Genomic DNA, 10,325 nt, shown 5'->3' with positions numbered 1-10,325 from the left:
TTAGTCCCATTCCAATCCGCCGCGGCGCCACACATAGATATAAGCAACAAAAACGGTTGCGATAAAAATTGCCATTTCGACTAGACCAAACAAACCCATTGCATCAAAAGCAACTGCCCACGGGTATAGGAAAACGATTTCAATATCAAAAATAATAAAAAGCATCGCTGTTAAGAAGTATTTGACCGGAAAGCGTCCACCCTCAGCTGCTTGCGGTGATGGTTCAATTCCACATTCATAGGCATCTAGCTTTGCTCGGTTATATCGAGCTGGTCCTGCGAGCGCGCCAGCAACTATTGAGAAGAGGGCGAAGCCAAAACCTATGGCGCCTATCACCAAAATTGGAACGTAAGGGTTTCCTGTGGACATCACGGTCGAAATCCTAAGGTCGATTGGCCTATGCCAGTGACCGCTAGCCCTTAATCCCGCTGTGAACTGCAACAACCCCAAAAGTTAGGTTCTTCCATGTGACCTCTGCCCATCCAGCTTTTTCCATCCGGGCTGCTAAGCCAGCTTGATCTGGCCATGCGCGAATGGATTCAGCCAAATAGACATAAGCATCTGGATTTGAGGCGGTCTTTTTGGCGATGGCTGGCAATAGGCGCATTAGGTATTCGGTATAAATGGTGCGAAACGGGCGCCAGGTTGGGTGGCTGAACTCAACAACCACCATTCGCCCGCCTGGCTTGGCAACGCGGCGCGCTTCAACAAGTGCCTTATCAAAATCAGCGGTGTTCCTTAGCCCGTATGAAATGGTGACAACATCAAAGGTATCGGCCTCAAAGGGCAGGTTGAGAGCATCTGCTCTTGAGAAATTGAGGTAAGGGCGAGCTTTTCTGCCCTGAGCCAGCATCCCTTCGCTGAAATCCGTAGCAAAGACGCTCGCTCCAGCCTTAAATAGGGGCTCAGAGGAGGAGCCAGGACCGGCGGCCAGATCTAAAATCACCATTCCTGGCTTTGGGTCGATAATCCTGGTCGCCGCCTTGCGCCAGGCTTTGGTGCGACCTAGGCTCAAAAGGTCATTGACGAGGTCATACCGCTTGGCGACTCCATCAAACATTGCCGCGACCTCATCGGGGTCTTTGTTCAAATTGGCGCGGGACATAAGCGTATTCTCCCTTGAAGTAGGCTCATCCACAACTTAAGTTCATCGAAAGGCTCTCATGTCGCTATCTGCTACCTCGCTGCGATCCACACTGATCCCCCGATCAACAGCTCTGACAAACGCTGTACTTGTTGTCAGTGGAGTTCTTGGCTTAGCGGCTTTGGCACAAATTGCTCTTCCTGTTCCAGGCTCACCTGTTCCAGTGACCGGCCAAACATTAGGTGTCCTGATCCTTGGCACTGCATATGGATCAACTTTGGGAGTCACAACTTTTGCCCTTTACATCTTGGTGGGAATAGCAGGTGCACCAGTTTTTGCAAATAGCGGACATGGCTTGGATCGAATTGCGGGACCAACTGGTGGTTACTTAGTTGGAATGTTAATTGCCACATTTATATTGGGCCAACTTGCGCGCTTTCGCTTAGACCAGAAATTCTTAACCGCACTTCCATCAATGTTAATTGGAACAGTTACCACTTTTACATTTGGTCTAGTTTGGTTGCAGCAATACACAGGGGAAAGCTGGAGTTGGACATTTAATGCTGGACTAACTCCATTTATTTTTGGTGAAATGTTAAAGATTGCAATTGCCGGAACATCGTTGCCAGTTGTTTGGCGAGTCGTTAACCGCAAAAATTCTTAACAATGTCACAACTCATTCCCATCACAACGACTCGCTTAGGCGAGCATCTGCCATTACTTGAATTGCTTCCAGATTCAAATCCACTCGCTTGGGTTCGAAGCGGTGACGGTTTAGTTGGTTGGGGAACTTACGCAACAACAACAGTGAGCGGTCCACATAGATTTGCAGATGCGCGACATTGGTGGCAAAAGCAGTTAGAAAAGCTTGCGATCACAAATACAGTTCATGGCAGTGGAACTGGCCCCATTGTGTTTACTTCTTTTTCATTCTCACCTGATGATGTTTCAGTCCTTGTGATCCCACAAGTTGTTGTTGGGTCAAGAGGGGAAAAATCTTGGATTACATGGATTGGCTCAGATCCTCAGCCAATTCTAAAAACCACCCCCGATCATGTCTCTAATGCAGAAATGACCTGGGATGAGAATCCACAGTCTGATGTTGATTGGAAAAATCGCGTGAGCACGGCAGTTTCACGTATTCAATCGGGGTCCTTGGACAAGGTTGTTTTGGCCCGAGATATAACTGTTAAATCAAGCAAAAACATTGACCCGCGCCCAATTCTCGAAAAGCTAGCCATGGAGTATCCATCTACATGGAAATATTCGATTTCAGGATTAGTGGGAGCTACTCCAGAACTCTTGCTTCGCTTAACACGTGGAATGATCACTTCACGGGTATTGGCAGGAACCATTAGCAAAACTGGAGATGACGAAAAAGATTTAGCACTTGCTGCATCTCTTGCACGATCTTCAAAGGATCTAGCAGAACATGAGTATGCGGTCAGATCTGTCGCAGATGCAATTGAACCATTTTGCTCATCTACAAATGTTCCTGAATCTCCATTTGTTTTACACCTAGCAAATGTTATGCATCTTGCAACTGATGTGACTGGGGCGCTAGTTGAAACACTCGCGCACACAGATGCCTTCACAATTCTTGAACAATTGCATCCAACTGCTGCTGTATGTGGAACACCTCGCCCAATTGCATCTGCATTGATTTCGGAAATTGAGGGACTGTCTCGTGGTCGTTATGCAGGACCAGTTGGTTGGATTGATGCCGCTGGTGATGGTGAACTAGGAATTGCCTTGAGATGTGGGCAAATAAATGGCGACACTATTCGGATCTTTGCAGGATGTGGAATCGTTGATGGCTCAGATCCTGAAATTGAATTAGCTGAAACCTACGCAAAGTTTTCACCAATGCGTAGTGCTCTTAAATAGAGGTTAGTGCTTCAATAATCTCTTTTAAATTATCCGCGTTTGATTCACGATCAGGTACATCGCAGACAACAACACTAATGCCAGAAACTGGAGCTTTGACTTCTGTTTCTAATTCTTTCAGGGATTTAATTTGCTTGGCTTCTATGCCCATCGCTTGAGCAATAGCAGCGGGGTTTAATCCATGAGGCGTTCCAAATACTGTTTCAAAGCCATTTACACCTCGCTGTGGAAGTGTTGAGAAGATCCCGCCACCATCATTATTCACAACAATAATTCGGCAATTGATCTCTTCCTTGTTTATTAACCCAGTTAAATCGTGCAAGAAAGAAAGATCGCCCAGCACTGCAATAGTGGCTTTGTGACCATAAGCGACACCAAGTGCTGTTGAAATGTTTCCATCAATCCCAGCTAATCCGCGATTTGCATATGTGTGAACGCCGCTTCTAGGTTGGGCAAATCCTTCAAGGTCTCGAATTGGTCGTGATGAAGAAACAAACAATGCCGTTCCATTAGGAATACTCGCAGCAATTGTTCGTGCAATGACCGCTTCATTCCAACCATCTAATGATGCGATCAATTTCTGCGCCCGCTCAGAGACTTTATTCCACTTTGCAATCCATTCATCAGATTGGATAACACCTTGAAGATTAGGTAATTCTGTAAACTTACGGTCCGCTTGGCGATCAGAATCAACTGTTGCAAGTCTTTGATCAACTACATACGTGATCGGGCTTGATTTGATGAAAGCATTGATTGACCGAGACAAGGTTGTCCGTCCAATAACTAGGACTGATTGCGGAATAAGTGTGCTTCGTGTTTCAGGTGAAGCTAAGAAAATAGAAGCATGTGCGACCGCATCGGGAAAAGAAAGTGGATCCTCGGCGATTACAGGCCAACCTAAAACACTTGTAAAGCGCGTGATCTCGTCAACTGTTAAACCACCACGATCATGTCCAATTACAACAACTCCTCGTGCACCAACTAAGCGAAGTGTCCCAGGCTTTGTTCGAGCTACAAATTCTTTTGGTGCGCTATTAATCTGCGAAAGCCAATCAGAAGAATCATCTGGCAACAACGGTTCATCAAACTGCAGATTTAGATGTATTGGTCCAGTGCGCAAGCTATCTAGCGGCAACTCCATCGGGTAAACAGGGCCATCAATATCTGCAAAGTATCGAACAGATTTGCCAAAGATTCGGGCTTGCTCTGTCGTTTGATTTGCGCCGGTTTTGCGCAGCATCGCAGGGCGATCGGCAGTTAAAACCATAAGTGGTGCGTTTGTGTGACTGGCTTCAAGTACTGCAGGATGGTAATTAGCAACTGCTGTTCCGCTTGTACAGACAATTGGTACTGGTCGGCCAGTTGACTTAATTATTCCTAATGCAAAAAAGGCGGCTGTTCGCTCATCAATGCGCACATGAAGCTTTATCAATCCCTCTTGAGAAGCCTCGAAAAATGCCAAAGACAAAGGTGCATTGCGTGATCCAGGAGAGATCACTACATCTTTTATTCCTGCTTCAATGATTTGACGAACAATTACGCGTGCCAACGATGTGGAGTTATTCACTTCAGTAGCTCCGCAGTTCTCATGATGCGATTCTTCCACCATTCGTAGCGATCCGCACCTACATCCAAGCCATCCAAGTTGGGAATCACATCACTAATTGCTATCTTTCCATCAACAATAGGCAATTGCCCAACATTTTTTGCGAGAAGAGATCCTGTGCCAAGTCCGCAGTCGAAGTTCAACTCCTCAAATGAAGCGGCCAAAGTAAGTCCATAACTAATTCCAACCGCACTTTCTAAAGCACTTGAAACTACGACAGGTAATTTGTGATGTTCAGCAATCGCATGAGCGCGTCTAATTCCACCAAGTGGTTGAACCTTGAGCATCACAACATCTGCCGCACCTTTCAAGTCCAGTGCAAACGGATCAACCGACTTTCGGATTACTTCATCGACAGCGACTTTTAGTGGAATACGAATCTTGCTCTTGAGTTCACGTAATTCATCCAGAGTTGCACAAGGTTGTTCTACGTATTCAAAAGGCCCAACATTTTCGTAGAATGCATAGAGATTAGTGAGCGCTTGCTCGACACTCCAAAGACCATTGACGTCGATACGAATGTTAACTTTGCGACCAAGTGATCGAATTCTTGCCAGTCGGACAATATCCTCGCTGAGGTTGTTGCCAACTTTAACTTTGAAGGTTTTTACACCCGAATAGGAATCTACAAGTTCATCCATAACCTTCTTATCGTTGGTCGCGGGGATTGTTCCGTTCACAGCAACTTCAGTGCGATATAGCTTCGGTTTTGGCTGGCTTGCAGCTTCAATGGCAGAAGCTAACCAAGGGGCAGATTCAGCGTCGTCATACTCAAGAAACGGCGAGAATTCACCCCAGCCATACTCACCCTTTATCAAAGCAACTTCACGAACAGTTATGCCACGAAAACTTGTTTTCATTGGCAGCGCAACTACACGCAAACTCTCTAGAAGCAATTGATCCATGGATTATGGGCGCTTTGGAAACTTTCCAAAATCAGGTGCGCGCTTCTCTTTATAAGCATCGCGACCTTCTTGGCCTTCTTCCGTCATGTAGAACAACAAGGTTGCATCACCTGCAAGTTGTTGCACACCTGCAAGTCCATCAGTTGCCGCATTCAAACTTGCTTTTAATAAACGCAACGCCATTGGAGAGTTGCGAAGCATTTCACGGCACCACGAAACAGTTTCTGCTTCTAATTCAGCAATTGGTACAACGGTATTTACAAGACCCATGTTTAATGCCTCTTGTGCATCATATTCACGTGTCATAAACCAAATCTCGCGCGCCTTCTTTTGACCAACATGCGCAGCCAGTAATCCTGAGCCGTATCCACCATCAAAAGAACCAACCATTGGTCCGGTCTGGCCAAACTTGGCATTATCTGCTGCAATAGTTAAATCACAGACAACATGTAACACATGTCCACCACCAATTGCCCAACCAGCAACCATCGCAACAATTGGCTTTGGTGTGCGACGAATCTGTACCTGAAGATCTAGAACATTGAGGCGACCGATTCCTTTTTTCGCCAACTTATCCTCACCCAAATAACCATCATCACCTCGAACGCTGATGTCTCCACCAGAACAGAAGGCCTCTGTGCCTTCACCAGTAAAGATGATCACACCAACTTCTTCGTTGTCACGCGCTAAATCAAAAGCTTCTATCAATTCAATAATTGTCTGAGGGCGAAATGCATTGCGAACCTGCGGACGATTAATCGTAATCTTGGCGATGCCATCGCCCATCTGATATTTGATATCCACAAAATCTTCTCCACCGGGTGCTGTCACCCATTGTGGAATCTCACGGCTACCAAATTCGCGCTTGATCGGCTTGCTCACATTTCCTCCATTGTCGTTGCTAGCGATAGCCTACGGTGGCAATGGATACCTCGTCACAACGAAAAATTCTGCGGGTCAGCCCTGTATGCGAAATCTCCCAATTAGCGGGTGAAATCACAGCAGCGCTCGTGGGCGATGGCCCCACCCTTGGTTTCGGGGAGATTTCATCAGAATACGCTCCAAGCTATGCCGCTGTAGCGATCGGGACTTCGGGGACTTCGGGGACCTCTAAAGAAATCTTGTTATCTGCAACAGCGTTGATTACATCAGCCAGAGCATCCAATAATTTCATTGGCGCAAGACCTGGGCAAACCTGGTCACTTTTACTTCCACTTACTCACATCGCTGCCGTAAACGTAATCGTGCGCTCAATGGAACTCGGGACAACCCCAATTGATCTACGTGATTTCGATGGCGATTATCCAAAAGCAAACTACACAGCAATTGTGCCAACTCAATTGTTTCGTGCACTAAACGGGGATCAACGGTTGCTAAAGCATTTGCAATCTGCCGATACCGTTTTAGTTGGCGGCGCTGCATTAACACAATCAATGCGCAATCAAGCTGAGTTAGCTGGAATCAAGATAGTCACAACTTATGGAATGACTGAAACTTGTGGTGGATGTGTTTATGACGGAAAAGTTCTTCAAGGTGTTGAGATTGAGATACGTGGTGGAAAAATTTGTATTAAGGGCCCTGTTCTTGCATCGTCGATCTCACTCAATGATGGTTGGTATGAAACTAGCGATTTAGGTGAATACGACAATAATCAATTAGCTGTACTTGGTCGATCAGATGATGTGATTATTTCTGGTGGGGAAAATCTCTCACTAAGTGCGGTAGAAAATTCTCTGGGTATTGCTTTTCCAGATATTCAGTTCGCAGCTTTTGCAGTTGAAGACCCGCAATGGGGACAATCTCTTCAGATCGCGGTGGTTGGAATAATTAGTGATGCTCAAATAGTCGAGTACTTAGAAAATGAGCTTGGATCTTTCGCAAAACCAAAAGGCATTCACCACATGAATTCGTTACCCTTGCTAGGTATTGGAAAAGTTGATCGAAAGAGTTTGACGAAAGGTCTCGGGCATGAATAAATGGATACAGGGTGCACGCCCTCGAACTCTGCCCGCAGCAATTGCACCAGTTGTCATCGCCTCGGCGCTAGCAGGATCTGATTTCAATTGGTTTCGCGCTCTTTTAGCGCTCAAGGTCGGCGTATGGCTTCAGATCGGCGTCAACTTCGCAAACGATTACAGCGATGGAGTTAAAGGAACAGATGAAAGCCGAATAGGTCCGATTCGGCTTGTGGCAAGTGGCTTAGCATCGGCAAAAGCTGTCAAGAATGCAGCCTTTCTTTCATTCTTCATTGCAAGTATTGCGGGGCTTTGGTTATCCCTACTCACCTCTCCCATACTGATTCTTGTTGGGGTATTGGCAATCGCTGCAGCATGGGGTTACACCGGCGGGAAGAATCCCTATGGCTATAACGGTTTCGGCGAAGTTTCTGTGTTTACCTTCTTCGGTTTAGTAGCAACAATCGGTACGTATTACGTCCAAACGGAAGAAATAACACTGCTTAGTTTTATAGTGGCAATTCCGATGGGCGCGCTTGCATGTGCAATTCTGGCTGTAAACAATATTCGGGATCGCGCCCAAGATGAACTGGCTGGAAAGCGAACACTCGCAGTCAGGCTGGGTGATGTAACTGCACGACGCGTATATGTATCTTTCTTGGTGATTGCTCATCTGGCAGCAATTGCTACCTTAATTCCAACTGCGTTGTTGACTTTGTTGGCGGTGCCGATGAGTTACTCAATATCTAAGTCGGTTCTCAGTGGTATTTCGGGTAAGGACTTGATTCCTACATTAGGCAGAACCGGCAAGTTACAACTTGTATTCGCAATACTCTTTGCCCTCGGGATAGCGATACAATAAATTCATGTCACGAGTCCTTCCGCTCATCTTGGTCTTTGGTCTAACGATTTATGCGTTGATTGACTGCGCCCGAGCAGATGAATCCCAAATCAAAACACTTCCTAAATGGGGATGGCTTCTACTCATAATTATTCTTGGACCTCAGGCACTTGCAATCGGTCCAATTGCATACTTAATCGCCGGAAGAAATAAGCCAAAGGGGCGCAAAGCTCCTAAGCGTCGAATTTTGCCGCCTGATGACGATCCAGATTTCTTAGGAAAACTTTAAAGACCTGAATAGGTATGTTTTCCAGTACCCCAGACGTTTACATACACATAGTTAAACAAGAATGTAGAACCTGCAAATAAACATAGCCAGGCTGCTCTACGTCCACGCCATCCAACAGTTACGCGTGCATGTAAATATGCTGCATATGCAACCCAAGTGATAAATGCCCATGTCTCTTTTGGATCCCAACCCCAATAGCGACCCCAAGCACTTTCGGCCCATATCGCTCCTGCAATAACTGCGAAGGTCCATAAAGGAAATACAAAGGCAACTAATCGGTAAGACAGTTGATCTAACACTTCTAGCGATGGGAGTCGTTTTGCCCATCCAGTTCGCTCACCTTTTGACTCCATTTTGTCCAAGTACAAATAGGCAGTTGCAATTACATTAGATAACAAGAAGACGCCACCAGAAATGATTGCAGCTGAAACATGGATAACTAGCCAAGGAGATTTTAAGGCTGGGACAAGTGGAGCACTCGGAACATATAAAACAGTTACAGCTGTTCCAAGAGTTAGCAAGACTGAAATCGAAATAAGTAAACCTAGCCAACGTAAATCATATTTCCGCAAAGCTCCTAAATATGCACCAGTAAATGCGAGAGCTCCCGTAATCGAGAATTCATACATGTTTCCCCATGGCACACGCCCAGCTGAAACCCCTCGAGCAATAACGCCTGCAAACAAAAGGACAAATCCTAAAATCATCATCGCGGTTGCAATGCGTGCAACTTTTTCAGTTCGCGTGTAGTCCATAGTTTTAGTTGTGCTGTTTGGAACCTTTACCGCCCAGGCGGTTTCAATTGCATGTGCAATAAATGACAATGTATAGACAGCCATTGCTGAGTAAACAAGATAGTTTGACACGAAAGCCCACGAGCGTGACATCTACTTCTCCCCCTTTAGCGTCTGAACAAATTGTTCTAATTCAAGATCTAATCCCGGAGCGGCATTCTTTGCCAATCCAGCAACTTCAACTTCTGATCCAACTCGAATCCAAATACGTCGTCTGCGCGTAAACAGCGATGCGAGTAACCCAAGGATGGCAACAATACCGCCCAATAACGCAAGATTCTTTCCAGGATCTGCAACAAAGTTTAGGTTTACCCACTGAATGTAACCTTCAAAAGTGATTGATCCTTGCGGATAAATAAAGGTTTCCCCTGGTTTGAGAGTCTTAAGCCCAATTTGTTGCATCGAAGAAGTATCGATTCTATATACCGATTGTGGAATGCCTGAGTCCAGCCCTAAATCACCAACCCAAGCAGCTAAAAGTAGTCGCGGATCTAAAGCTTTAGGGAATGCGCTAAGCGCACCACCTCCATCTGGTGCTCGCGTATAGGTTGGAACAAAGGAGCCGACAAATCCAACTTGCGGATTGGCATCTGGAACTTTAATCGCACCGATTGATCGCAAATTTGAATCTTGTGGCAAAAACGGCACAGGTCCTTGAAATGCAACATCACCCTTTGAATCTCTAACTGTGACAACTGGTGAATAACCATTTGCTTGTAAGTAAACTCGTGTACTCCCGATAGTGAGAGGACTGTTCACTTTGATAACTTTCTTTTCAATGACAGAAGATCCATCTCGCAGAAGAGAAATGTTTAATGTGTAATCTTCTGGTGCGTTAGTTTCGACGTTGTATTCGGCTAAAAACTTATCGGCTGTGAGCATAAACGCTGGAAGATTACCGTCCTTATAAAGTTTTCCATATCTTAAGGTGTCATAGCTTGTTGGTGTATTTACAAATCTTTCG

The 10,325-nt window shown here is 45.7% G+C and carries 12 protein-coding genes; 5 read left to right on the top strand and 7 right to left on the bottom strand.

Annotated elements, in window-relative coordinates; translation table 11 throughout:
• Together AC9UH7_RS02385 and AC9UH7_RS02380 are read right to left on the bottom strand one after the other, a co-directional pair.
• Positions 1 to 369 (bottom strand): NADH-quinone oxidoreductase subunit A, encoded by a 369-nt coding sequence (locus AC9UH7_RS02385; protein WP_509594563.1) that lies wholly within the window; start codon positions 367 to 369, stop codon positions 1 to 3.
• Positions 370 to 412: 43 nt separating this feature from the next.
• On the bottom strand, positions 413 to 1,105 hold the full coding sequence (locus AC9UH7_RS02380) for a demethylmenaquinone methyltransferase (protein ID WP_509594561.1): 693 nt from the start codon (positions 1,103 to 1,105) through the stop codon (positions 413 to 415).
• Positions 1,106 to 1,163: 58 nt separating this feature from the next.
• Here AC9UH7_RS02380 and AC9UH7_RS02375 point away from each other — a divergent pair, with 58 nt between their 5' ends.
• Entirely contained in the window at positions 1,164 to 1,748 is a 585-nt protein-coding gene (locus AC9UH7_RS02375; protein ID WP_509594559.1) for a biotin transporter BioY, read from the top strand.
• A gap of 2 nt (positions 1,749 to 1,750) precedes the next feature.
• Complete coding sequence (locus AC9UH7_RS02370) at positions 1,751 to 2,971, top strand: isochorismate synthase (RefSeq protein ID WP_509594556.1); 1,221 nt, start codon at positions 1,751 to 1,753, stop codon at positions 2,969 to 2,971.
• Here the strand turns inward: AC9UH7_RS02370 and menD are convergent.
• The 3 genes from menD to menB are packed head-to-tail and all read right to left on the bottom strand — an operon-like array spanning position 2,964 to position 6,325.
• A complete protein-coding gene (gene menD, locus AC9UH7_RS02365) occupies positions 2,964 to 4,580 on the bottom strand; it encodes a 2-succinyl-5-enolpyruvyl-6-hydroxy-3-cyclohexene-1-carboxylic-acid synthase (RefSeq protein WP_509594553.1) in 1,617 nt (538 codons plus the stop codon). The two genes, AC9UH7_RS02370 and menD, sit on opposite strands and share 8 nt — an antisense overlap.
• Positions 4,535 to 5,482 carry an o-succinylbenzoate synthase gene (locus tag AC9UH7_RS02360; protein WP_509594551.1) on the bottom strand — a complete coding sequence of 316 codons (948 nt, stop codon included), beginning with the start codon at positions 5,480 to 5,482 and terminating at the stop codon, positions 4,535 to 4,537. The genes menD and AC9UH7_RS02360 overlap by 46 nt, the downstream gene beginning before the upstream one ends.
• Positions 5,483 to 5,485: 3 nt before the next feature.
• Entirely contained in the window at positions 5,486 to 6,325 is an 840-nt protein-coding gene (gene menB / locus AC9UH7_RS02355) for a 1,4-dihydroxy-2-naphthoyl-CoA synthase (RefSeq protein ID WP_509594684.1), read from the bottom strand.
• An 80-nt stretch (positions 6,326 to 6,405) separates the two neighbouring features.
• Here menB and AC9UH7_RS02350 point away from each other — a divergent pair, with 80 nt between their 5' ends.
• Genes AC9UH7_RS02350 through AC9UH7_RS02340 form a run of 3 tightly spaced genes read left to right on the top strand, consistent with a single transcriptional unit; the run spans position 6,406 to position 8,567 of the window.
• Positions 6,406 to 7,458: an AMP-binding protein gene (locus AC9UH7_RS02350; protein ID WP_509594548.1), complete on the top strand. Its 1,053-nt coding sequence runs from the start codon at positions 6,406 to 6,408 to the stop codon at positions 7,456 to 7,458.
• Positions 7,451 to 8,299 carry a 1,4-dihydroxy-2-naphthoate polyprenyltransferase gene (locus tag AC9UH7_RS02345; RefSeq protein WP_509594545.1) on the top strand — a complete coding sequence of 283 codons (849 nt, stop codon included), beginning with the start codon at positions 7,451 to 7,453 and terminating at the stop codon, positions 8,297 to 8,299. Before AC9UH7_RS02350 ends, AC9UH7_RS02345 begins: the two co-directional genes overlap by 8 nt.
• 4 nt (positions 8,300 to 8,303) lie before the next feature.
• Entirely contained in the window at positions 8,304 to 8,567 is a 264-nt protein-coding gene (locus AC9UH7_RS02340; protein ID WP_509594543.1) for a PLD nuclease N-terminal domain-containing protein, read from the top strand.
• On the opposite strand, the gene ccsB is transcribed toward AC9UH7_RS02340, so the two are convergent.
• Complete coding sequence (ccsB, locus tag AC9UH7_RS02335; protein WP_509594540.1) at positions 8,564 to 9,454, bottom strand: c-type cytochrome biogenesis protein CcsB; 891 nt, start codon at positions 9,452 to 9,454, stop codon at positions 8,564 to 8,566. The two genes, AC9UH7_RS02340 and ccsB, sit on opposite strands and share 4 nt — an antisense overlap.
• A partial coding sequence (locus AC9UH7_RS02330) for a cytochrome c biogenesis ResB family protein (protein ID WP_509594537.1) occupies positions 9,455 to 10,325 on the bottom strand: 871 nt, incomplete at its 5' end. It lies immediately after the preceding gene.

The organism is Candidatus Planktophila sp. (assembly GCF_044348745.1).
Taxonomy (GTDB): Bacteria; Actinomycetota; Actinomycetes; order Nanopelagicales; family Nanopelagicaceae; genus Planktophila.
The sequence above is the reverse complement of the archived record's forward strand: the minus strand, read 5'-3'. Positions and strand labels throughout refer to the sequence as shown.

Bases quoted from the DNA above. Each gene is read 5' to 3' on its own strand.
- AC9UH7_RS02385 (WP_509594563.1), bottom strand. From the start codon at position 369: ATGTCCACAGGAAACCCTTACGTTCCAATTTTGGTGATAGGCGCCATA.
- AC9UH7_RS02360 (WP_509594551.1), bottom strand. From the start codon at position 5,482: ATGGATCAATTGCTTCTAGAGAGTTTGCGTGTAGTTGCGCTGCCAATG.
- menD (WP_509594553.1), bottom strand. From the start codon at position 4,580: ATGGTGGAAGAATCGCATCATGAGAACTGCGGAGCTACTGAAGTGAAT.
- ccsB (WP_509594540.1), bottom strand. From the start codon at position 9,454: ATGTCACGCTCGTGGGCTTTCGTGTCAAACTATCTTGTTTACTCAGCA.
- AC9UH7_RS02340 (WP_509594543.1), top strand. From the start codon at position 8,304: ATGTCACGAGTCCTTCCGCTCATCTTGGTCTTTGGTCTAACGATTTAT.
- AC9UH7_RS02375 (WP_509594559.1), top strand. From the start codon at position 1,164: ATGTCGCTATCTGCTACCTCGCTGCGATCCACACTGATCCCCCGATCA.
- AC9UH7_RS02370 (WP_509594556.1), top strand. From the start codon at position 1,751: ATGTCACAACTCATTCCCATCACAACGACTCGCTTAGGCGAGCATCTG.
- AC9UH7_RS02380 (WP_509594561.1), bottom strand. From the start codon at position 1,105: ATGTCCCGCGCCAATTTGAACAAAGACCCCGATGAGGTCGCGGCAATG.
- AC9UH7_RS02345 (WP_509594545.1), top strand. From the start codon at position 7,451: ATGAATAAATGGATACAGGGTGCACGCCCTCGAACTCTGCCCGCAGCA.
- AC9UH7_RS02350 (WP_509594548.1), top strand. From the start codon at position 6,406: ATGGATACCTCGTCACAACGAAAAATTCTGCGGGTCAGCCCTGTATGC.